The 19,232-nt window shown below is 67.1% G+C and carries 28 protein-coding genes and 2 tRNA genes; 25 read left to right on the forward strand and 5 right to left on the reverse strand.

Annotated features, from left to right (window positions below):
- Positions 1-39 precede the first annotated feature (39 nt).
- Positions 40-591 (reverse strand): protein-tyrosine phosphatase family protein, encoded by a 552-nt coding sequence (locus HMUK_RS12470; protein WP_015763528.1) that lies wholly within the window; start codon positions 589-591, stop codon positions 40-42.
- 133 nt (positions 592-724) lie between these two features.
- On the opposite strand from HMUK_RS12470, the gene cofD reads away from it, so the two are divergent.
- The 5 genes from cofD to HMUK_RS12495 all read left to right on the forward strand — a co-directional run bounded on the left by cofD (position 725) and on the right by HMUK_RS12495 (position 4,237).
- Positions 725-1,717 (forward strand): 2-phospho-L-lactate transferase, encoded by a 993-nt coding sequence (cofD, locus tag HMUK_RS12475; RefSeq protein ID WP_015763529.1) that lies wholly within the window; start codon positions 725-727, stop codon positions 1,715-1,717.
- Positions 1,718-1,737: 20 nt separating this feature from the next.
- Positions 1,738-2,484: a tRNA-dihydrouridine synthase gene (locus HMUK_RS12480; protein ID WP_049940894.1), complete on the forward strand. Its 747-nt coding sequence runs from the start codon at positions 1,738-1,740 to the stop codon at positions 2,482-2,484.
- A complete protein-coding gene (locus HMUK_RS12485; protein ID WP_015763531.1) occupies positions 2,481-3,314 on the forward strand; it encodes a triphosphoribosyl-dephospho-CoA synthase in 834 nt (277 codons plus the stop codon). The genes HMUK_RS12480 and HMUK_RS12485 overlap by 4 nt, the downstream gene beginning before the upstream one ends.
- Positions 3,311-3,889 carry a DUF447 domain-containing protein gene (locus HMUK_RS12490; protein ID WP_015763532.1) on the forward strand — a complete coding sequence of 193 codons (579 nt, stop codon included), beginning with the start codon at positions 3,311-3,313 and terminating at the stop codon, positions 3,887-3,889. Before HMUK_RS12485 ends, HMUK_RS12490 begins: the two co-directional genes overlap by 4 nt.
- Positions 3,890-4,042: 153 nt before the next feature.
- Positions 4,043-4,237, forward strand: a complete 195-nt coding sequence (locus HMUK_RS12495) for a 30S ribosomal protein S17e (RefSeq protein ID WP_015763533.1) — start codon at positions 4,043-4,045, stop codon at positions 4,235-4,237.
- A 217-nt stretch (positions 4,238-4,454) separates the two neighbouring features.
- Here the strand turns inward: HMUK_RS12495 and HMUK_RS12500 are convergent, their stop codons facing one another.
- Positions 4,455-4,886 carry a zinc ribbon domain-containing protein gene (locus HMUK_RS12500; RefSeq protein ID WP_015763534.1) on the reverse strand — a complete coding sequence of 144 codons (432 nt, stop codon included), beginning with the start codon at positions 4,884-4,886 and terminating at the stop codon, positions 4,455-4,457.
- A 149-nt stretch (positions 4,887-5,035) separates the two neighbouring features.
- Here HMUK_RS12500 and HMUK_RS12505 point away from each other — a divergent pair, with 149 nt between their 5' ends.
- Positions 5,036-5,257: a hypothetical protein gene (locus HMUK_RS12505; RefSeq protein WP_049940838.1), complete on the forward strand. Its 222-nt coding sequence runs from the start codon at positions 5,036-5,038 to the stop codon at positions 5,255-5,257.
- A gap of 15 nt (positions 5,258-5,272) precedes the next feature.
- Here the strand turns inward: HMUK_RS12505 and HMUK_RS12510 are convergent, their stop codons facing one another.
- Together HMUK_RS12510 and HMUK_RS12515 are read right to left on the reverse strand one after the other, a co-directional pair.
- On the reverse strand, positions 5,273-6,328 hold the full coding sequence (locus HMUK_RS12510; protein WP_015763535.1) for an Mrp/NBP35 family ATP-binding protein: 1,056 nt from the start codon (positions 6,326-6,328) through the stop codon (positions 5,273-5,275).
- A gap of 57 nt (positions 6,329-6,385) precedes the next feature.
- Positions 6,386-6,670, reverse strand: a complete 285-nt coding sequence (locus HMUK_RS12515; protein ID WP_015763536.1) for a hypothetical protein — start codon at positions 6,668-6,670, stop codon at positions 6,386-6,388.
- Between the two features lie 153 nt (positions 6,671-6,823).
- On the opposite strand from HMUK_RS12515, the gene HMUK_RS12520 reads away from it, so the two are divergent.
- The 16 genes from HMUK_RS12520 to HMUK_RS12595 all read left to right on the forward strand — a co-directional run bounded on the left by HMUK_RS12520 (position 6,824) and on the right by HMUK_RS12595 (position 15,172).
- A tRNA-Ser gene (locus HMUK_RS12520) sits at positions 6,824-6,908 on the forward strand.
- 21 nt (positions 6,909-6,929) lie between these two features.
- Entirely contained in the window at positions 6,930-7,466 is a 537-nt protein-coding gene (locus tag HMUK_RS12525) for a 30S ribosomal protein S13 (RefSeq protein WP_015763537.1), read from the forward strand.
- The gene (locus HMUK_RS12530; RefSeq protein WP_015763538.1) at positions 7,466-7,987 is read left to right on the forward strand and encodes a 30S ribosomal protein S4; all 522 of its coding nucleotides are present in this window, start codon (positions 7,466-7,468) and stop codon (positions 7,985-7,987) included. Before HMUK_RS12525 ends, HMUK_RS12530 begins: the two co-directional genes overlap by 1 nt.
- On the forward strand, positions 7,984-8,373 hold the full coding sequence (locus tag HMUK_RS12535) for a 30S ribosomal protein S11 (protein ID WP_015763539.1): 390 nt from the start codon (positions 7,984-7,986) through the stop codon (positions 8,371-8,373). The genes HMUK_RS12530 and HMUK_RS12535 overlap by 4 nt, the downstream gene beginning before the upstream one ends.
- 3 nt (positions 8,374-8,376) lie before the next feature.
- Positions 8,377-9,156 (forward strand): DNA-directed RNA polymerase subunit D, encoded by a 780-nt coding sequence (locus HMUK_RS12540; RefSeq protein WP_015763540.1) that lies wholly within the window; start codon positions 8,377-8,379, stop codon positions 9,154-9,156.
- 101 nt (positions 9,157-9,257) lie between these two features.
- Positions 9,258-9,342, forward strand: a tRNA-Leu gene (locus HMUK_RS12545).
- Positions 9,343-9,365: 23 nt separating this feature from the next.
- Positions 9,366-9,713 carry a 50S ribosomal protein L18e gene (locus tag HMUK_RS12550; protein ID WP_015763541.1) on the forward strand — a complete coding sequence of 116 codons (348 nt, stop codon included), beginning with the start codon at positions 9,366-9,368 and terminating at the stop codon, positions 9,711-9,713.
- A complete protein-coding gene (locus tag HMUK_RS12555) occupies positions 9,710-10,156 on the forward strand; it encodes a 50S ribosomal protein L13 (protein WP_015763542.1) in 447 nt (148 codons plus the stop codon). The genes HMUK_RS12550 and HMUK_RS12555 overlap by 4 nt, the downstream gene beginning before the upstream one ends.
- Positions 10,150-10,548: a 30S ribosomal protein S9 gene (locus tag HMUK_RS12560; protein WP_015763543.1), complete on the forward strand. Its 399-nt coding sequence runs from the start codon at positions 10,150-10,152 to the stop codon at positions 10,546-10,548. The genes HMUK_RS12555 and HMUK_RS12560 overlap by 7 nt, the downstream gene beginning before the upstream one ends.
- An 11-nt stretch (positions 10,549-10,559) precedes the next feature.
- A complete protein-coding gene (locus HMUK_RS12565; protein WP_015763544.1) occupies positions 10,560-10,760 on the forward strand; it encodes a DNA-directed RNA polymerase subunit N in 201 nt (66 codons plus the stop codon).
- Positions 10,757-10,933 carry a DNA-directed RNA polymerase subunit K gene (locus tag HMUK_RS12570; RefSeq protein ID WP_015763545.1) on the forward strand — a complete coding sequence of 59 codons (177 nt, stop codon included), beginning with the start codon at positions 10,757-10,759 and terminating at the stop codon, positions 10,931-10,933. Before HMUK_RS12565 ends, HMUK_RS12570 begins: the two co-directional genes overlap by 4 nt.
- Positions 10,933-12,138 (forward strand): phosphopyruvate hydratase, encoded by a 1,206-nt coding sequence (gene eno, locus HMUK_RS12575; RefSeq protein ID WP_015763546.1) that lies wholly within the window; start codon positions 10,933-10,935, stop codon positions 12,136-12,138. The genes HMUK_RS12570 and eno overlap by 1 nt, the downstream gene beginning before the upstream one ends.
- Positions 12,135-12,914 carry a 30S ribosomal protein S2 gene (gene rpsB / locus HMUK_RS12580; RefSeq protein ID WP_015763547.1) on the forward strand — a complete coding sequence of 260 codons (780 nt, stop codon included), beginning with the start codon at positions 12,135-12,137 and terminating at the stop codon, positions 12,912-12,914. Before eno ends, rpsB begins: the two co-directional genes overlap by 4 nt.
- A 97-nt stretch (positions 12,915-13,011) precedes the next feature.
- Positions 13,012-13,395 (forward strand): DUF5518 domain-containing protein, encoded by a 384-nt coding sequence (locus HMUK_RS12585; RefSeq protein ID WP_015763548.1) that lies wholly within the window; start codon positions 13,012-13,014, stop codon positions 13,393-13,395.
- A gap of 1 nt (position 13,396) precedes the next feature.
- Complete coding sequence (locus tag HMUK_RS12590; RefSeq protein ID WP_015763549.1) at positions 13,397-13,777, forward strand: DUF5518 domain-containing protein; 381 nt, start codon at positions 13,397-13,399, stop codon at positions 13,775-13,777.
- Between the two features lie 57 nt (positions 13,778-13,834).
- Entirely contained in the window at positions 13,835-15,172 is a 1,338-nt protein-coding gene (locus HMUK_RS12595) for a cytochrome P450 (RefSeq protein ID WP_015763550.1), read from the forward strand.
- 31 nt (positions 15,173-15,203) lie between these two features.
- Here the strand turns inward: HMUK_RS12595 and HMUK_RS12600 are convergent, their stop codons facing one another.
- Complete coding sequence (locus HMUK_RS12600) at positions 15,204-15,722, reverse strand: GNAT family N-acetyltransferase (RefSeq protein WP_015763551.1); 519 nt, start codon at positions 15,720-15,722, stop codon at positions 15,204-15,206.
- Between the two features lie 159 nt (positions 15,723-15,881).
- Between HMUK_RS12600 and mvk the strand changes: the two genes are divergently transcribed.
- From mvk to HMUK_RS12615, 3 genes are all read left to right on the forward strand, one after another.
- Positions 15,882-16,865 (forward strand): mevalonate kinase, encoded by a 984-nt coding sequence (mvk, locus tag HMUK_RS12605; RefSeq protein ID WP_015763552.1) that lies wholly within the window; start codon positions 15,882-15,884, stop codon positions 16,863-16,865.
- Positions 16,862-17,614, forward strand: coding sequence for an isopentenyl phosphate kinase (locus HMUK_RS12610; protein ID WP_015763553.1), 753 nt, complete (start codon positions 16,862-16,864; stop codon positions 17,612-17,614). Before mvk ends, HMUK_RS12610 begins: the two co-directional genes overlap by 4 nt.
- Positions 17,615-17,679: 65 nt before the next feature.
- Positions 17,680-18,972 (forward strand): hypothetical protein, encoded by a 1,293-nt coding sequence (locus HMUK_RS12615; protein WP_015763554.1) that lies wholly within the window; start codon positions 17,680-17,682, stop codon positions 18,970-18,972.
- The last annotated feature ends 260 nt before the right edge of the window (positions 18,973-19,232 follow it).

The following is a 19,232-nucleotide window of genomic DNA, read 5'->3' on the forward strand; positions in this document are numbered from 1 at the left end:
GCTTGGTCGGGTCCGAGCATAAGAGTGGTTCCGACAGTGTCAGGCAACCGTCGAGAGCAGCTCGTGGAGTTCGCCGCGGCGGGCGTGTCCGGCGTCGACGGCCTCACCGGGCGATCGACCCAGCTCGCCGACCGTCTCGATGGCGTCGACGGGATCGTACCCGCGACCGTACACGAGCCAGGCGGCGAGGACGTGGCCGGTCCTGCCGATGCCGGCCAGACAGTGGACGACGACGGGCTGGTCGGCGTCGACGGACTCCTCGATGAACGGGAGAATCTCCGTTTCGAGGGTCTCGGCGTCGGCCAGGTGGTGGTCGGCGATCGGGACGTGTTCGACGTTCTCGCCGCCGAAAGCCCGGACGTACCGTCCGGTACTGGCCTCCGTCTGGTCGAGCTGGGTGCCCGAGAGCAGGCAGAGCACGCGTTCGATGCCGCGTTCCTGCATGAACGCGATCCACTCTTCGACGGCGTCGTCGGGGTCTGCAGTCGAGTGCCAGCCGGGACAGCACGCACCGTAGACGTACTCCTCGTCGGGGCCAGCGGGGGCGAACCGGTGGGCGTCGACCCGGTCCAGGCGTCGGGATTCGGACATTGTCTTCCCTAGAGGGTCCGCGAGACTTGAATCAATCCCCGCAGTTCTCAATGTTGACAATCGGCGGCCGGGCCGGCCGGCGACGCCCCGTGAGAGACGATGTTTTATCAACTCCGTCCCCACTACAGGAGGTATGGTGACGTTTCTCTCCGGCGGCACCGGAACGCCGAAGCTGCTCGCCGGGGCCGACGCCGTCTTCCCACCAGCGACGACGACCGTCGTCGGCAACACCGGCGACGACGTGATCCTGGGTGGGCACCTCGTCTGTCCGGACGTGGACACGGTGCTGTTCCTCGACGGCGGCGTCCTCGACCGCGAGACCTGGTGGGGTATCGATGCCGATACCGCCGAGACACACGACGAACTGCACCGACTCGCCGAGCGAGCGGGTCTCGCGGACGGGCCGCGATATCTCCCCGACTCCGCACAGACTGGCGGCCGCGAGATCGGGCGCTGGCGACGCTTCTCCGGCGTCGCAGAGTTCATGCACATCGGCGACCGCGACCGGGCGGTCCACGTGACCCGGACGAGCCTGCTCGACGAGGGCCACTCGCTGACGGAGGTGACGGCGACGCTCGCCGACGCGTTCGGGCTCGACCGCACGCTCGTGCCGATGAGCGACGATCCGGTGGCGACGCTGATCCACACGCCCGACGGCGTCCAGCACTTCCAGGAGTGGTGGGTCGCCAACGGCGGCGACCCGACGATCGAGCGCGTCGAGTTCCGGGGAAGCGAAGACGCGACGACCACACCGGCCGTCGACGCGGCGCTTTCCGAGCCGGTCGTGATCGGTCCGTCGAACCCGATCACGAGTATCGGCCCGATGCGTGCCGTCTCGGGGTTCGAGTCGGCGCTGGAACGCGCGCCGGTCGTGGCCGTCTCGCCGTTCGTCGGCGAGGAGGTGTTCTCCGGTCCCGCCGGGACGCTCATGACCGCGACGGGGCACGAGGCCAGTACGGCCGGTGTCGCGGACGCGTACTCGTTCGCGGACGCGTTCGTCCTCGACGAGGACGATCCGACGGCGCTCGATCGGCCGACCGTCAGAACGGACACGCGAATCGACGACGACGCGGACGCAGAACGCGTCGCCCGCGCGGTCGACGAGGCACTGGAGGTGGTCGCGTGAGCCCGGATCGAGGTGGGGCGCTGTTCGATCCCCCCGTCGCGCTGGCGAGTCTCAGCGGCCGCTCGGACGCCGAGTGGGCCGAAGGTGGCGGCCCCTTCGCCGGCTGTGCCTTCCTCGGTGGGATCGCGCTGGACGACGCCACCCGGCGCGCGGCCCGGTCGATGGTCGAACGGGACCGCACGGAGTTCCTGCCGTCCGACCCGCTGGCGTTCGTCCAGCGACAGCTGCGAGCGATGGAGGAACTGCCGATCAGAGCCGGCGTCAACGTTCGCAGCGCCGCGCTCGCGCCGATCGAGGACGCCGCCGGCCGCTGTCAGGACCACGACGCGATCCTGGAGATCAACGCCCACTGTCGCCAAGCGGAGATGTGTGAGGCCGGGGCCGGGCAAGCGCTGCTCGACAGGCCCGAGAAGCTCTGTCGGCAGGTCGAGGCGGCGACCGCGACCGGTGCGACCGTCAGCGTGAAAGTCCGCGCGGAAGTCGACGGCGTGGAGCTGCCGACGCTCGCCGCGAAGCTGGAGCGGGCCGGCGCGGACGCGGTCCACGTCGACGCGATGGACTCCGAGCACGTCGTCGGCGAGATCGCGGACGCGACGGGCCTGTTCGTGATCGCGAACAACGAGGTCAGAGACGCCGAGAGCGCCCACGAGTACTTCCGATACGGTGCCGACGCGGTCAGCGTCGGTCGGGCGAGCGACGACCCGGACGTGCTGGCGGCGGTCCGGCGCGCGACCCACGAGTGGTTCCAGACGGGGGCGAAGCCGTGAGAACGACCGCCCAGAACGCCGAGCTGGCGCTGTTGCTCGAAGTCGCCGGGACGCCGAAGCCCGGCAACGTCGACCGGGAACACGAGTACGAGGACCTCCGGTTCGAGCACTTCCTCGCCGGTGCGGTCGGTGCCCGACCCGGCTTCGAACGGGCAGCCGCGGGCGACCCGATCGGTGACGCGTTCGAGCACGCAGTCGAGGGGATGGCCCAGCAGCGCGGGGGCAACACGCAGTTCGGCGCGCTTCTCGTGGTGACGCCGCTTGTCGCGACGGCGGCCAGCGGTGCGCTCTCGCGAGAGCACGCGAGCGCGGTCGTCGCCGAGACGACCGTCGACGACGCGGCGGGCTTCTACCGCGCGTTCGAACACGTCGACGTGGCCGTCGACGACCCGCCGGACGGGATGGAACCGCTGGACGTTCGCCGCGGAGCCGAGGTCGTCCCGACGCTGCGCGACCGCGGGCTGACGCTGGCGGACGTGATGGAACGGAGCGCCGACGCCGACGACGTGGCCGCCGAGTGGACCGACGGCTTCGGACGCGTCTTCGACGCGGCCGACCGTATCGAGAGCGCGTCTGGGCCGGTGGCGGACCGCGCGGCGACGGTCTTCCTCGAACTGCTGGCGGCTCGACCCGACACCTTCGTGAGCACGCGACAAGACCGAGAGACGGCCCTGGAGGTCCAGCGACGAGCGCAGGCCGTTCTCGACGGCGAGGACGACGTGGACGAGTTCGCAGCGGATCTCGTCGAACGAGACATCAACCCCGGAACGACCGCAGACCTGATCGCCGGAGGGCTGTTCGTCGCGCTGGAGCGGGGGCTGTCGGTGTGACGGCGTCCTGGCCCGTCGACCTGGACGGCGTGACCGAGTCGGTCGTGACGACGCTGGGGCCCAACGATCGCTGGAACGTCGCCGCGCTGGGGTTGCACGCACCGGCCAGCGACGATGCCGTCTTCGCGCGCACGTGGGGTCGAACCCGGACCTGGCGGAACTTCCGCGAGCGCGGCGAAGGATACGTCCAGTTCACGGTCGACCCCGTCGACTTCGCCGAGGCCGCGATGACGGTCCGAGAGGAGACAGCGCCGGTGCTTTCGAGTGCGAACGCCTGGGCCCGCGTCGCCGTCGAAGAGCGAGCGAGTGGCACCGACGGGGGCACCGAGTGGGTCGAGTGGACGCTCGCGCCGATCGAGTCGGCGGTCGAGCACCGCACCGTTCCGACGACGAACCGCGCCTACTACGCCGTCGTCGAGGCGACCGTCGCGGCCTCTCGGCTCGACGTGCCCGAGTACGACACCCAGACGCTCCGCGATCGGATCGACTACTTCGAGGCCGTCGTCGAGCGCTGTGGCGGCGAGCGCGAGCGCGAGGCCTTCGCCGTCGTCCGAGAGCGCGTCGACGGCGAATGATACTACCGGCTGTAAATCTGTCACGGATTTCACCACCCCGGGGTTGCGAATATCTGGACGAAGGTACAGCCGGCAGTATGAGTGGCGTGTCACTCCCCACCAACCGACCGTCGTTCCGAATCCTTTTAGAGGGCCACTCCGGTAAGTGGCCGTATGGCAATCAAGCCCGCCTACGTCAAGAAGACAGGGACGCTCCTGATGGAACGGTATCCAGACGCTTTCGGTGCGGACTTCGAGCACAACAAAGACATCGTCACCGAGCTCACCAACATCGAGTCCAAGGGCGTCCGTAACCGCATCGCCGGCTACATCGCACGCAAGCAGTCCGCCCAGACCGCCGAAGCGTAACTCGGGTCTTCTCTCTTCGTTCTCACGACGACGAACAGTCGGTACTGGAGCCTCTCGTACGGATTATTGTAGATCGTTACCGGAGCAACCGCGGGCTGTCGTGCGGTCGACTGGAAGCGGCGACGATAATCCGTGTCATACGGTTTATCGTAGTTGCTTACCGGTGATCGTCGCCATGGAGTAGACGATCACCGATAAATCGCTACAATAATCCGTCTCACTCCGACTCGGAGCCCACGTCGTCGGTCGTCGCGACGACGTCGAGTTCGGAAACGTCGGCGGTACACCAGTGACAGAACTCGATGTCGGGATCGAGTTCGCGACCGCAGTTCGGACAGTGCGTGAGCTGTCCGTCGTCGGTGACCGAGAGCTGAGCGACCGCGTTGTGGACGTGTGCGAGAGCGTACGCGTCGAGGACGCTCAGCGTGGCGACCAGCACGAGCGGCGCGAGTGCCAGCGGGTCGACGCTCCCCTGGCCCGCCGCTTCGAAGGCCGCGGGGTCGACGAACACGACCGACACGGCGAACAGCGCTACGAGCCACCCGAGGGCCCGTCGCCACCGCCGGAGGTAGAGGTGACCGAGTCCCGTCGCGAGCGCGCCCAGCAACGCGGCGAGCAATGGCCGTTTGCGGGATTGCGATCCTTCCATACGCGGACTTACTCGTTAGTCAGCCATAAACCTTCTCTCGACCACCCACAGGCATCGACGACAGCCGGTGAAGGCTGTCCTACGAGCGTTCGTCGGTTTCGATGGACGAAACAGTAACGCAGATTACTAACTGTTCGATTAGTACAGTGGTGGGCCGATCGCGAGACGCTTCCCTCTCCGGTCGAGCCGTTCCGCGTCGACGTAGTGTCACGCCGCGCTCTCACAGCGGCGCGCGAACTCCACGCGGGCGAGGCCGAGCGATCGTCCTCTCGTACGTCCGCAACGACGCCTGGACCTTCCGGTGTGCCCAGAAGACCTGCGTCGAGGAGTATCTGCACGGACTGCTCGGCGGCGCGACCGCGGTGTTCTGATCGACCCGACGCCGTCTACTGGTCGGGAGCCATCCGGTCGGCGTGGCGTTTGCGGTGGACGATCCCCTGATTGATCGCGGTCCGGTGGACGAACTCGCGGAACGCCTCGCCGGTCTCGCTGTCCTCGTCCAGTACCATCGGTTCGCCGTCGTCGCCGCCCTCGCGGACCGCCGGGTCCAGAGGGATCTCGCCGAGGAAGGGGAGATCGGTCTCCTCGGAGAACTCCCGGCCCCCGCCGGAGTCGAAGATGTCGTGTTCCCCACCGCAGTCCGGGCAGGTGAACGTCGACATGTTCTCGACGAGTCCCAGGACCGGCGTCTCGTGACGGCCGAACATCTCCAGCCCCTTGCGGGCGTCGTCCAGCGCGACGGTCTGGGGGGTCGTGACGATCGTCGCGCCCGTGACGGGGATGTTCTGGAGCATCGTCAGCTGGGTGTCGCCGGTGCCCGGCGGCAGGTCGATCACCATGTAATCGAGGCTCCCCCAGACCACGTCCTCCCACAGCTGTGTGAGGACGCTGTCGACCATCGGCCCGCGCCAGATGACCGGGTCGTCCTCGCCGACGAGGAAGTCCATACTCATGAGCTTGATCCCGTACTTCTCCGGCGGGATGATCTGGTCGTCCTCGGTGGCCTGCGGGTGCTCGTCGGCGGCGACCATTCGCGGAACGTTCGGCCCGTACACGTCCGCGTCGAACAGGCCGACCTGCGCACCGAGCTCCGAGAGGCCGACGGCGAGGTTGACCGCGAGCGTGCTCTTGCCGACCCCGCCTTTCCCCGAAGCGACGGCGATGACGTTCTTGACGCCCGGCAAGACGGTGCCCTCCGCGTCCATCCCGCGGTCCACGTTGGCGGTCAACTCGATCTCCCGATCATCGTCGTCGAGCGCCTCGCGCACGTCGGCCGCGATGGCGGTCTCGTTGGGCGAGTACGGCGCGCCCAGCGCGAGGTCGACGGCGATCGACGCGTCGTCGATCTCGATCTCGTTGACCAGGCCGAGCGACACGATGTCGTCCCGGAGGTCCGGATCGCGGACCTCCCGCAGGCGCTCGCGTACGGCAGCTTCGTCCATGGGCGTGCTACGCGGGGGACCGGCGATAAGGGTTGTGACGTACGGAGCAGCCCCAGTTCAGGGACGGCGAAAGGTGTAGACGGCCGCGTCGTCGCCGGTCTCGAACGTCACCTCGATCACGCCGTCCTCGTGGTCGAACGCGAGTCGCTCGGCCGGCCCGGCGAACTCGTGCAACGGCATCCCCGCGTCGACGGTGCCGTCCGGTTCGACGGCGAACTGTGCCGTCGAGCCGAACGTCGCGACCAGCGTGCCGTCGGATCGCTCGGCCACGTCGGGAGCGAACCGACCGAGTTCGGTTTCGAGGCGGTGGCGATCGCCGGGATCGACGACTGTCAGAGCCATAGCCGTCGGTTCGTCCGGGGCGTGCAAATCGGTGACGACGGGGCGGGGGATTCGTTGCGTTTATGTACACCCGGCGTGGAAATCTGAGTAGACTCGTGCAGGGGCGCGGCGTCCCGAGTCCTCGTCGAGAGGGCGCGAGTACTATGAACGCGTGTCGTGGTAGCCAAGCCTGGCCCAAGGCGCAGGGTTGCTAACTCTGTGGCGTACAGCCTCCGGGGTTCGAATCCCCGCCACGACGCTCACACCCGACTAACCACACATGAGTGCAGAAGAACCAGAACTGGACGAGGACGTGGACGAGGAGGAACTCCGCTACTTCGTCCGTATCGGACAGACTGACCTCGACGGCACGAAGTCCGTCGAGCGTTCCCTGACAGACATGAACGGCATCGGCAAGCGCGCCGCGCGCATCATCGCCGAGAAGGCCGGTGTCGACCGCCAGGCGCTCTTTGGCGCGCTGGACGACGAGGACATCGAGGCCGTCGTCGAGAAGGTCGAGGGGTACGCTGACGAGGTCCCGGAATGGCTCACGAACCACCAGAACGACTTCTACTCCGGTGAGACGACCCACGAGATCGGCAACGACCTGCAGATGCAGCGTCGCGCCGACGTCAACCGGATGCAGATGATCGACTCCTACAAGGGCGTTCGCCACAAGCGCGGCCAGAAGGTCCGCGGTCAGCGAACGAAGTCCACCGGCCGAACCGAGGGCACCATCGGTGTCAACGTCGAGGCCATCAAGGAGGAACAGGCCGAGGAAGCGGCCGCCGAGGAAGACGAGGGCGGTGAGGAATAATGGCACTCGGATCCAACACCAAGTTCTACGAGACGCCGAACCACCCCTACCAGGGTGAACGCATCGCCGACGAGCAGAACCTCATCGGCCGCTACGGCCTGAAGAACAAGGAGGAACTGTGGCGCGCACAGTCCGAGCTCCGTAGCTACCGACGCGAGGCCCGAAAGCTGCTGGGCCGAGCGGAGGGCGAGGGCTCCCGGTTCGAAGCCGACGAGTTCCTCACCCGACTCAAGCGACTGGGCGTCCTCAACGAGACCGACGCACTCGACGACGTGCTGTCCCTCGACGTGACCGACGTGCTCGAACGCCGACTCCAGACCGTCGTCTACCGCAAGGGCTACGCGAACACGCCCGAGCAGGCCCGACAGTTCATCTCGCACGGCCACATCGTCCTCGGTGACGCCCGCGTCACCCGACCCGGCATGAAAGTCGAGGCCGACGCGGAAGGCGAGGTCGGCTTCGACGAGCACAGCCCGATCGCGGACGAACTCCACCCAGAACGAGCGGAGGCCCAAGAATGAGTGAATCCGAAGACAGCAAGTGGGGCATCGCCCACGTGTACGCATCGTTCAACAACACGATCATCACCATCACGGACCAGACCGGTGCCGAGACGCTGGCCAAGTCCTCCGGTGGGACGGTCGTCAAGCAGAACCGCGACGAAGCGTCGCCTTACGCCGCGATGCAGATGGCCGAAGTCGTCGCCGAGAAGGCCAAGGCCCAGAACATCGAAGGCGTCCACGTCAACGTGCGCGGTCCCGGCGGGAACCAGCAGAAGTCCCCCGGTCCGGGCGCACAGGCGACGATTCGAGCGCTCGCCCGTGCGGGCCTGGAAATCGGCCGCATCGAGGACGTCACACCGATCCCGCACGACGGGACCCGCGGCCCCAAGAACGCCGGATTCTAACCAATGACACAGGACTACGAGGTCGAGTTCGTCGAACGCTCCGATCGCGAGGCGCGGTTCCTCGTGCGCGGGATCAGCCCCGCCTTTGCCAACGGCATCCGCCGGGCGATGATCGCCGACGTGCCGACCTTCAGCGTCGATACCGTCCGAGTCATCGAGAACTCCAGCGTGATGTTCGACGAGCAGATCGGACTCCGCCTCGGGCTGGTCCCACTCACGACCGACCTCGACGACTTCGAGGTCGGCGACGAAGTGACGCTGTCGATCGACGTCTCCGGTCCCGAAACCGCCTACTCCGGTGATCTGGTCAGCTCCGACTCCCTAGTCGGGCCGGCCGACGACAACATCCCGATCATCGATCTCAAGGACGGCCAGCGCCTCGAAGTCGAGGCCGACGCCGTCCTGGATCGTGGCCGCGAACACGCCAAGCATCAGGGCGGCGTGGCCGTCGGATACCGACACCTCCAGCGCGTCGAGGTCGTCGGCGACAAAGGCGAGTTCGAGGACGACGAGACCCACATCCTTCGAGGCGTCATCGAGGAGCAAGCTGCCGAACACGTCGACGGGGACGCCGATGACGGCGACCTCGTCCTGACCGAGGAGTTCGACAGCGACCTCACGAAGCGCTACCCCGGCAAGGAACTGGAAGTTCACGACGTAGAGAACGCGTTCGTCTTCCACGTCGAGACTGACGGTTCCCTCTCCGTCGAGGAGCTCACCCTCCGCGCGGTCGATTCGATTCGATCCCGTGCGGACGAACTACGCGACGCAGTCCAACTATAAGATGACCCCTGCCCCAACCGCACCGATGATCGCGACGCCACCCCGCGCCAGCGTGAGGATCGAAAGCGGTTTTACGGGGCAAACAAAACGACCTATTGCGAGCAGGGATAGCCAAGTTTGGCCAACGGCGCAGCGTTCAGGGCGCTGTCCCGTAGGGGTCCGCAGGTTCAAATCCTGCTCCCTGCACTTTCTCACACAGGAGGAACGTCATGAGTAAGACTAATCCGAGACTCAGTAGTCTCATCGCCGACCTGAAATCCGCCGCCCGTTCGGGCGCGGACGTCTGGGGCGACATCGCCGAGCGTCTCGAAAAGCCACGACGCACGCACGCGGAAGTCAACCTCGGCCGTATCGAACGATACGCCCAGGAAGACGAGACCGTCATCGTGCCCGGCAAGGTGCTCGGTTCCGGCGTCCTGCAGAAGGACGTGACCGTCGCAGCTGTCGACTTCTCCGGAACGGCCGAGAAGAAGATCGACCAGGTTGGAGAGGCAGTATCGCTCGAAACCGCAGTCGAACAGAACCCCGAGGGCTCGGAGGTGCGCATCATCCAATGAGCGTCGCAGAATTCGACGCGGACGTCGTCGTCGACGCCCGCGACTGCATCTTCGGACGCGTCGCTTCCAACGTCGCACAGCGTGCCCTCGACGGCGAGACGATCGCCGTCGTCAACGCCGAGGAGGCCGTCATCACGGGTAACGAGGACCAGATCATGGAGAAGTTCCAGAAGCGCCGCGAGGTCGGCTCGGATCGAGGTCCGTACTACCCGAAGCGACCGGACGGCATCTTCAAGCGCTCGATCCGCGGGATGCTTCCCCACAAGAAGCCCCGCGGTCGCGAGGCGCTCTCGAACGTCCGTGTCTACGTGGGCAACCCTTACGAGGACCACGACCTCGACGCGGAGATTCTGGAGGACACCTCGCTGGATCGACTGTCGAACATCAAGTTCGTCTCGCTCGGAGACGTCAGCGAATCCATCGGAGCGAACGTAACATGGTAACGAACACCTCAGGCAAGAAGAAGACGGCCGTCGCCCGCGCGACCGTTCGCGAGGGCGAGGGTCGGGTACGTATCGACTCCCAGCCGGTCGAGCTGGTCGATCCCGAGCTGGCCCAGCTGAAGATGCTGGAGCCGTTCCGGATCGCCGACGACGACCTGCGCGAACAGGTCGACGTGGAAGTCTCCGTCGAGGGCGGCGGCGTCATGGGCCAGGCCGACGCGGCCCGGACCGCGATCGCACGCGGCCTCGTCGACCACACCAACGACGCCGAACTCCGTGACGCGTTCATGGAGTTCGACCGCTCGCTGCTGGTCAACGACGTTCGCCAGTCCGAAGCCAAGAAGTGGGGCGGCCCCGGCGCACGGGCCCGCTACCAGAAGTCCTACCGCTAAGGTGATATGATATGATGGTACCGGTCCGGTGTTTCACCTGTGGTAACGTCGTCGCCGAGCACTGGGAGGAGTTCAAGGCCCGCACCCGCGAAGCCGAGGAGCCAGAGGACCCCGAAAAGGTCCTCGACGAACTCGGCGTCGAGCGCCACTGCTGTCGCCGGATGCTCGTCTCGCACAAGGACCTCGTCGACATCGTGGCACCCTATCAATGATGGTTCAGGAAAACCGCTACGAGAAGGCGCGGATCATCGGTGCGCGAGCGCTGCAGGTGGCTTTCGGTGCGCCGGTGCTCATCGACACCGATCAGACCCAGCCGATCCTCATCGCGGCCGAGGAGTACGACGCTGGGGTCCTGCCCTTCACAGTTCGACGAGGTGACAACTGATGACGCTCATCACGGACGTACGACTGCGCCGCGTGCTCGACTCGCGTGGCAACGCGACGGTCGAGGCCGACGTGCTCACCGAGAGCGGCGGCTTCGGGCGCGGCAAGGCACCGAGCGGAGCGAGTACCGGCGAGTACGAGGCCATCGAGCTGCCCGCCAACGAGGCGATCGCACGGGCACGCGAGGACGCGCTGCCCCGACTGATCGGCGAGGTTCACGCCGGCAATCAGCGTGACGTCGACGCGGCGCTTCACGCGGCAGACGGGACCGACGACTTCTCGGAGATCGGAGCCAACAGCGCCGTCGCCATCTCGATGGCGGCCGCGAAGGCTGGTGCCGACGTGCTCGGTGCGCCGCTGTACCAGCACCTCGGTGGCACGTTCCGGGGCAACGAGTACCCGACGCCGCTTGGCAACATCATCGGCGGCGGCGAACACGCCGCGGACGCGACGAACATCCAGGAGTTCCTCGCGGCACCCGTCGGTGCGCCCAGCGTCGAAGAGGCCGTCTTCGCTAACGCGGCCGTCCACCAGGAAGTCCACGACATCCTCGCCGAGCGGGACCTGCCCGCCGGCAAAGGCGACGAGGGCGCGTGGGCACCGTCGATCTCCGACGACGAAGCCTTCGAGATCATGTCCGAGGCGGTCGAGACCGTCGCGGACGATCTCGGCTTCGCGATTTCGTTCGGCCTGGACGTGGCCGGCGCGGAACTGTACGACGCCGAGGAGGACGGCTACGTCTACGACGATCAGGTCCGCTCGGCCGAGGAGCAGATCGACTACATCGCCCAGAAGGCCGAGGAGTACGACCTCGTCTACGTCGAGGATCCCCTCGACGAGGACGACTACGAGGCGTTCGCCGATCTGACCGACATGGTCGGCGACCAGACGCTCGTCTGTGGGGACGACCTGTTCGTCACCAACGTCGAGCGCCTGCAGGCCGGCATCAACGCCGGTGCGGCAAACTCCATCCTCATCAAGCCCAACCAGATCGGGACGCTCACGGACGCCGTGGACGCCATCGAACTGGCCCGGGACAACGGGTACGCGTCGGTCGTCTCCCATCGCAGCGGTGAGACGGAAGACGCCACGATCGCACACCTCGCCGTTGCGACCGACGCACCGTTCATCAAGACGGGCGCGGTCGGTGGCGAGCGAACAGCCAAGCTGAACGAACTCATCCGAATCGAGGACAACGCAGTATGAGCGGCAACGAAAACGAAGGTCTCGACGCAGAGGACTCCGACTTCGACCCCGAAGACGACGTCGAAGCAGAGGCCGACGCCGAGGCTACCGACACTGAGGAACCGGCCGCCGACGCCGAGGCCAGCGAGGCCGACGCCGAGGCTGAAGAAGCTGACGAGGGACCGTCCCTCGACGAGGACGTCATGCCCGACGACGAGGCAGACCTCCTCATTCCCGTCGAGGAGTACCTCGGCGCGGGGGTCCACATCGGGACCCAGCAGAAGACCCAGGACATGGAGCGGTTCATCCACCGCGTCCGGACCGACGGGCTGTACGTGCTGGACGTCTCGATGACGGACTCGCGCATCCGAACGGCAGCGGACTTCCTCGCGAACTACGACCCCGAGCAGATCCTCGTGGCCTCCTCGCGACAGTACGGCCGGTTCCCGGCCGAGAAGTTCGCCGACGCCGTCGGTGCACGGGCCCGGACCGGTCGATTCATCCCGGGGACGCTGACCAATCCCGACTACGACGGGTACATCGAGCCCGACGTGGTCGTCGTCACGGACCCGATCGGTGACGCCCAGGCCGTCAAAGAGGCCATCACCGTCGGCATCCCGGTCATCGCGATGTGTGACTCCAACAACACCACCGCGAACGTCGACCTGGTCGTCCCGACGAACAACAAGGGGCGCAAGGCGCTGTCGGTCGTCTACTGGCTGCTTGCCAACGAGACGCTCGACCGCCGCGGCTCCGACACCGTCTACGAGCTCGCCGACTTCGAGAGCGAACTGTAGACGCCCCCGATTTTCCGTTCTCACAGATCCGGTAGCGACTGCGATCACCGCTTGGCGGACGGGATGGTTTAAGAGCGACGGGGCTGAACGACGCCACATGGCACAAGGAGACACGCTCGTCAACGCCCTGATCGGTGCAGCCGTCGGCACCGTCGCCGGTGCAGTGTTGCCTCTCGGGCCGCTACTGGGTGGACTCACGGCGGGCTATCTGGAAGGTGGCGATCGGTCGGACGGACTCCGCGTGGGCCTCTACGCCGGTCTGATTGCGCTGATACCGCTCGGACTCGGCGGATTCGTGGTGGGCTCCCTGTTCGGGCTCTTCGCGATCGGTGCCGGTCCCGACGGACTCGCCTTCGGAGCGATCGGAATCGCGTTCATGCTGCTGGTGTTCCTCCTCTACGTCGCCTACGTCGTCGGTCTGAGCGCAGTCGGCGGGTGGATCGGCAACTACGTGAAGTACGACACGGAACTTGGCTCGTGAGATGTCGGGGCTGCTCCGTGACGCCGGGTGGGGCGCGGCGGTGACGGTCGTCCTCTCGGTGCTCCCCTTTTCGCCGGTCGTGGGCGGTGCCGTCGCGAGTCATCGGCGTGGCTGTCGCTACGCAACTGGTGTGGCCGTCGGCCTGCTCTCGGGCGTCGTCGCGGCGATCCCGCTGCTCGCGTTGTTCGTGCCGACGCTGCTGGTCGTCGGCTGGCTCGGCTACGGCGTCCCGCCGTCGTCGCCGGCCTACGACCTGTTTCTGGCGATCGTCTTCGGGCTGTTCGGGATCTACACGGTCGGACTGAGCGGGGTAGGCGGGCTCGGCGGCGTCTGGGCGCGGCTCCACACCGACTGGGACCTCGATCCCGCGCGGTGGCTGTAGGGCGGCCACCGGTCGTTTGGCACACCGTTCAAACGTCGAGAGCGCATAAGCGACACGATGGCAGAGACTCCGCCGGGGCCGAAGGGAGAACCGCTGTTCGGAAGCAGTCGCACGTACGCCCAGGATCCGTTCCGATTCGTCGAGGCGCTGGAGGACGCGTACGGCGGCGTCGCACGCTTCGATATGGGGCCGATGGACACCCTCCTGATCGCCGAACCGGAGCTCGTACAGCAGATTCTCGTCGACGACGACGCGAAGTATCGGAAGCCGGACTTCCAGGACGACGCACTGGGCGACCTGCTGGGTGACGGCCTCCTGCTGAGCGAGGGTGACACCTGGCAGGAGCAGCGCAAGCTGGCGAATCCGGCCTTCAGTATGGCTCGCCTCGCCGACATGGACGATCGGATCGTGGATCACGCCGAGTCGCTCGTCGCCGACTGGCAGGACGGTTCGGTGGTCGACGCCGAACGAGGGATGACCCACGTCACGCTCGACGTGATCCTCGACCTGATGATGGGCGTCGAGTTGCCGGACGAACGCGTGACGACGGTGCAAGACCAGCTCGTCCCGCTGGGGGCGCGGTTCGAGCCCGACCCCATCCGCTTTGCGATGCCCGACTGGGTGCCCATGCCCGACGACGCCGAGTTCGACGCGGCGATGGAGACGCTCGACGGCGTGCTCGACGACATCTTCGAGCGCCGCCGCGGGACGACGGGTGACGAAGACGACGGCCCGATGGACTTCCTCTCGATCCTCATGCGCGCACGAGACCGCGGCGAACAGTCCGACGAGCAGTTACGCGACGAGATGATGACGATGCTGCTCGCGGGCCACGACACCACTGCGCTGACGCTGACTTACACGTGGTTCCTCCTGTCGGAACACCCCGAGGTCGAGCAGCGACTCCACGAGGAGATCGACGCGGTCGTCGGTGACGAGCGGCCGACGATCGATCACGTCCAGGAACTGGAGTTCCTCGACTGGGTGATCGACGAATCGATGCGCATGTACCCACCCGTGTACACGATCTTCCGGACACCGACTGATCCGGTCGAACTCGGTGGGTACGACGTTGCGCCGTCGACGAATCTCATGCTGCCACAGTGGGCCGTCCACCACTCCGAGCGCCACTGGGAGAACCCGGAGGAGTTCGACCCCGAACGGTGGTCTCCAGAGCGGAGCGAAGATCGCCACCGCTTCGCGTTCTTCCCGTTCGGCGGCGGGCCGCGCCACTGCATCGGCAAACACCTCGCGCTGCTGGAGGCGAAGTTGATCGTCGCCACCGTCGCGAAGGACTACCGGCTCCGCTTCGAAGGCGAGACGCCGCTGGAACTCGTGCCGTCGCTGACGGTTCACCCGCGCCAGGAGATGTCGATGCGGGTCGAGGAGCGGTGAGGTAGCTGGAAGTGGTCAGACTGACCGTCCGTCACAGGTCCAGACGATACAGTTCGGTGTCGAACGCTTCGCCGACGAGTTCGACGGTGCCCGTGTCGAACTGCTCGAATCCCCGCTCCTCGTAGAAGCCGACGCCGACCTCGTTCCCAGCCAGCGTCTCCAGTTTCAGGGTCGTCAGTTCGTCCGGTACCGTTTCGAGACACTGTTCGAGCAAGGCTGTACCGACGCCGTCGCCCCAGCGTTCAGGGTCGACGTAGATCGACTTCAGTCCGGCCTCGTCGGGAGCGACGAATGGCTTCGTTTCCTGATCGCCCCACCGAAGATCCGCGTAGCCGACGATGGCGTCTCCCTCTTCGGCCACGAAGAAGCCCTCGCGGTGCTCGCCCAGATGGTCGAACCACTCCTGTGCGGTGTCTGGGGCCGGATCGGTCACGATTTCCTCGACGACTGATTCCGGCAGGAGTTCCCGGTATGCCTCGCGCCACGCACTTCTGTTCACCGCCAGCACGCCTTCCAGATCGGACGGGTCGTGGATCGGACGGACAGTCACGGGCAAATTTCTGACGGGGAGAGTATAACGATTATCCTGGCGTGTGACACGTTCACACTGGAGACTGTTCGTGAACGAGTTCCGTTCTCGGCCTGTGCCCTCTCGGGAGAACGCCCCGGTTTCAACGGTTACTATACGGATGGCCACGCAGGGCCGAGTATGGTTACAGCGAGCGCTCCCGGGAAGGTGTATCTGTTCGGGGAGCACGCGGTGGTCTACGGCGAGCCGGCGGTCCCCTGTGCGATCGAGCGCCGCGCCCGCGTGACCGTCGAGGAACGGGACGAGGGGCTTCGCGTTCACCTCGACGATCTCACGCTGGACGGGTTCACGATCGAGTACAGCGGCGACGCGACGGGTCGACCGGACGTGAACGTCTCCGAGTCCCTCGTCGAGGCTGGCGTCGGCTACATCAACGAGGCCGTCGAGCAGGCACGCGACGCCGCCGACGCGCCGGACGCGGGCTTCGAGATCAGCGTCGAGAGCTCCATCCCGCTGGGAGCCGGGATCGGATCGTCGGCGGCCGTCGTCGTCGGCGTCATCAAGGCGGCGACGGCGGAACTGGGCATCGAAATCGACGCTCGGGAGGTGGCCGAGCGAGCCTATCGCGTCGAGCACACCGTCCAGGACGGGGAAGCGTCGCGGGCCGATACGTTCTGCTCGGCGATGGGCGGCGCGGTTCGCGTCGAGGGCGACGACTGTCGGCGCATCGAGGGCGTCGACACGCTCCCGTTCGTCATCGGCTACGACGGCGGGGCCGGGGACACCGGCGCGCTCGTCGCGGGCGTCCGACAGCTCCGCTCGGAGTACGACTTCGCGGCGGACACGGTGGAGGCGGTCGGCGACATCGTCCGCGAGGGCGAGCGGGCACTGCAGGCCGGCGACCTGAGCGAGCTGGGTGAGCTGATGGACTTCAACCACGGCCTGCTGTCGGCGCTGGGAGTCTCTTCGCGATCGCTCGACGGCATGGTCTGGGCGGCGCGAGACGCGGGCGCGCTGGGCGCGAAGCTCACCGGCGCTGGCGGCAACGGCTGTGTCGTCGCGCTGGACGAGACCGACGCGACGGAGACTGCGCTCTCCTACACGCCGGGCTGTGAGAACGCGTTCCGCGCGGCGCTGGACACCGAGGGGGTTCGGATCGAATGAGTCCCGAGACGGTCGTCCTGAAACTGGGCGGGAGCGTCGTCACGGAGAAGGACCGTCCAGAGACCGTCGACACGGCGGCACTGCAGCGAGCCGTCGCCGCCGTCGCGGAGAGCGACGCCGCACTCGTGGTCGTCCACGGCGGCGGGAGCTTCGGCCACCACCACGCGGACGAGCACGGCGTCTCGACGACCACCGGGACCCGCGACCCCGAGGGGGCGCTCGCGATTCACGACGCGATGGTGGAGCTGAACCGCGCCGTCGTCGAAGCGCTGCAAGCGGCCGGGGTCGCCGCCCTCCCGGTCCAGCCGCTGTCGGCGGCCGCCCGCGACGAGGGCGGAGCGCTCTCGCTGGCGACGGAGCCCGTCGAACGGCTCCTCGACGAGGGGTTCGTTCCCGTCTTGCACGGCGACGTGATCGCCCACGAGGGCGAAGGCGTGACGGTCCTCTCGGGCGACGAACTCGTCGTGGCGCTCGCGCCGGCCGTCGACGCCGACCGGGTGGGACTGTGTTCGACCGTCCCGGGAGTGCTCGACGACGCGGGATCGGTCGTCGATCGGGTCGACGCCTTCGCGGACGTTGCCGACGCGGTCGGCGACAGCGACGCGACCGACGTGACCGGTGGCATGGCGGGGAAAGTTCGAGCACTGCTGGCGCTCGGCGTGCCCGCCCAGATCTTCGGACCTGACGCCCTCGGCGCCTTCCTCGCCGGGGAAGCGCCGGGAACGACGATCGCCGGTGGTCCGGAGTAACCCGGTCCGAACACACTTCTCACCTGGGCGAAACCTATTTGTTCGCGTTGGCTATTGTCCAACGTATGGCAGTAGTCGGAATCAGTGGCGTTTTCAGGTACGGCACCCGCTTTCTCGCCCATCTACTCGTCGTGACACTGGCCGGTATCGTCCTCGTGTTGACCGGAAACCTTCTCGGGGGCTTCCTCACCGGCACGGTCGCGAGTCCGGGTTTCAGAGCCCCGACCACGACGGCCGGCTGGGCCGGCGTCGCGATCGCCCTCGCTGGCGTCCTCGCGACGATCGGGGGCGTCAGCGGGCTGTTGTTCAAGCTCGTCGCCGACGGGACGGCCGTCGGGACGCGCTCGGTCCTCGAATCGGAGGCCGAACTCGACAGTCCGAGCGCGGACGCCGACGACGGGGCGGACGCCGGTGTGGTGGCGGGCGACGAGACCAACGCCGAACCCGTCCAGAGCGACTCTCCCGACACGGGACCGGTCGCACGGAGCGAGCCAGAGAGTCAGGCACCTCAGGAGACCGACCAACCAGGCCCGCAGCCGGCGTCTGAACGGTCGGGTCCCGAGCAAGTGGCCGAACAGCCCGACGCCGAGTCACCGTCCGAACAGCGTCCTCCTGGACAGGTGCAGGACGATCCTCGACAGCCGAATCGGCCAGTGGCCGAGTCACGAGCGTCCGAGGCGGGCGACGCACAGCCGACAGACGAGAGCACGTCGGGAGCAGACCCCACCGCCCGACAGTCCGACCAGCCGGGACCGCTGGACGAGCCAGCTGACGACCGGTCCGCGGACGAGCCTCCGAGTCGCCAGCCACTCGACGAACCGGGAGACAGCCAGCCCGGAGCCGAGCCGACGGAGAGCCTATCCGAGACCGAGCCGGCGGACGACCAGCCTGCGAACGAGCCTGCGAGTGACCGACCGATCGACGACCCCGTCGGGAGCCAGCCCGAACCGGACGACGAACCGAGCGACGAGCCGTCGAGTAGCGGACAGGCCGAATGGACGCCGCCGGACCCCGAAGAGTTCGAACAGCACCAGTCGACCCAGGACGACCAGTCTGACGGAGAGGCCGGGATCGAGGAGTCGCCACCCCGAGAGGATCCTTTCGTCGACAAACAGTCCGCTCGCGACGAGACGCGGCTCGTCGACGACGAGCAGTTCGACGATCCGGTCGAGAGTGCAACGAGCTGGGAGGACCTCCAAGAGACCGCCGCCGACAGCACGACGGGCGACGAGGACGAGGAGACCACGACCGACGGCGACGCCTACGAAGACGATCTCGACGACGAGGACGAGGACAGCTACTCCTTCGAGACCAAGGGCGACGGTGATCCGCTCTCGGACGCACTCGACGGCGAGTAGCCCGCACCACACCCCCCGTCGCGGAACCCCTCCGTTTTTAACAGCGGCCGTCGTAGGCCTAGGTAACCGAGCGTACGGCCGCCCGGCGAGCGGGAGGCGGCCGGCGGACGACGGTCGGGAACCGCTGGTTCCCACCCCTTCGAGTGATCCGGGGCTACGGGGCGACCCGGTCGGCCCGCGGACCACAGGACCTGTCGAGCGAGCGATCGACGAACTGTCGTAGCCGGTATCCCCCGCGTTCGTGCGGCCTTACTCGGAGA

This window comes from Halomicrobium mukohataei DSM 12286, assembly GCF_000023965.1.
GTDB lineage: Archaea > Halobacteriota > Halobacteria > Halobacteriales > Haloarculaceae > Halomicrobium > Halomicrobium mukohataei.

Coding starts and splice junctions, on each gene's coding strand:
- mvk (WP_015763552.1), top strand. CDS start 15,882: ATGGTTACAGCGAGCGCTCCCGGGAAGGTGTATCTGTTCGGGGAGCAC.
- HMUK_RS12560 (WP_015763543.1), top strand. CDS start 10,150: ATGGTAACGAACACCTCAGGCAAGAAGAAGACGGCCGTCGCCCGCGCG.
- HMUK_RS12495 (WP_015763533.1), top strand. CDS start 4,043: ATGGCAATCAAGCCCGCCTACGTCAAGAAGACAGGGACGCTCCTGATG.
- HMUK_RS12525 (WP_015763537.1), top strand. CDS start 6,930: ATGAGTGCAGAAGAACCAGAACTGGACGAGGACGTGGACGAGGAGGAA.
- HMUK_RS12570 (WP_015763545.1), top strand. CDS start 10,757: ATGATGGTTCAGGAAAACCGCTACGAGAAGGCGCGGATCATCGGTGCG.
- HMUK_RS12515 (WP_015763536.1), bottom strand. CDS start 6,670: ATGGCTCTGACAGTCGTCGATCCCGGCGATCGCCACCGCCTCGAAACC.
- HMUK_RS12540 (WP_015763540.1), top strand. CDS start 8,377: ATGACACAGGACTACGAGGTCGAGTTCGTCGAACGCTCCGATCGCGAG.
- HMUK_RS12555 (WP_015763542.1), top strand. CDS start 9,710: ATGAGCGTCGCAGAATTCGACGCGGACGTCGTCGTCGACGCCCGCGAC.
- HMUK_RS12550 (WP_015763541.1), top strand. CDS start 9,366: ATGAGTAAGACTAATCCGAGACTCAGTAGTCTCATCGCCGACCTGAAA.
- rpsB (WP_015763547.1), top strand. CDS start 12,135: ATGAGCGGCAACGAAAACGAAGGTCTCGACGCAGAGGACTCCGACTTC.
- HMUK_RS12565 (WP_015763544.1), top strand. CDS start 10,560: ATGATGGTACCGGTCCGGTGTTTCACCTGTGGTAACGTCGTCGCCGAG.
- HMUK_RS12500 (WP_015763534.1), bottom strand. CDS start 4,886: ATGGAAGGATCGCAATCCCGCAAACGGCCATTGCTCGCCGCGTTGCTG.
- HMUK_RS12510 (WP_015763535.1), bottom strand. CDS start 6,328: ATGGACGAAGCTGCCGTACGCGAGCGCCTGCGGGAGGTCCGCGATCCG.
- cofD (WP_015763529.1), top strand. CDS start 725: ATGGTGACGTTTCTCTCCGGCGGCACCGGAACGCCGAAGCTGCTCGCC.
- eno (WP_015763546.1), top strand. CDS start 10,933: ATGACGCTCATCACGGACGTACGACTGCGCCGCGTGCTCGACTCGCGT.
- HMUK_RS12610 (WP_015763553.1), top strand. CDS start 16,862: ATGAGTCCCGAGACGGTCGTCCTGAAACTGGGCGGGAGCGTCGTCACG.
- HMUK_RS12530 (WP_015763538.1), top strand. CDS start 7,466: ATGGCACTCGGATCCAACACCAAGTTCTACGAGACGCCGAACCACCCC.
- HMUK_RS12535 (WP_015763539.1), top strand. CDS start 7,984: ATGAGTGAATCCGAAGACAGCAAGTGGGGCATCGCCCACGTGTACGCA.
- HMUK_RS12470 (WP_015763528.1), bottom strand. CDS start 591: ATGTCCGAATCCCGACGCCTGGACCGGGTCGACGCCCACCGGTTCGCC.
- HMUK_RS12595 (WP_015763550.1), top strand. CDS start 13,835: ATGGCAGAGACTCCGCCGGGGCCGAAGGGAGAACCGCTGTTCGGAAGC.
- HMUK_RS12615 (WP_015763554.1), top strand. CDS start 17,680: ATGGCAGTAGTCGGAATCAGTGGCGTTTTCAGGTACGGCACCCGCTTT.
- HMUK_RS12590 (WP_015763549.1), top strand. CDS start 13,397: ATGTCGGGGCTGCTCCGTGACGCCGGGTGGGGCGCGGCGGTGACGGTC.
- HMUK_RS12585 (WP_015763548.1), top strand. CDS start 13,012: ATGGCACAAGGAGACACGCTCGTCAACGCCCTGATCGGTGCAGCCGTC.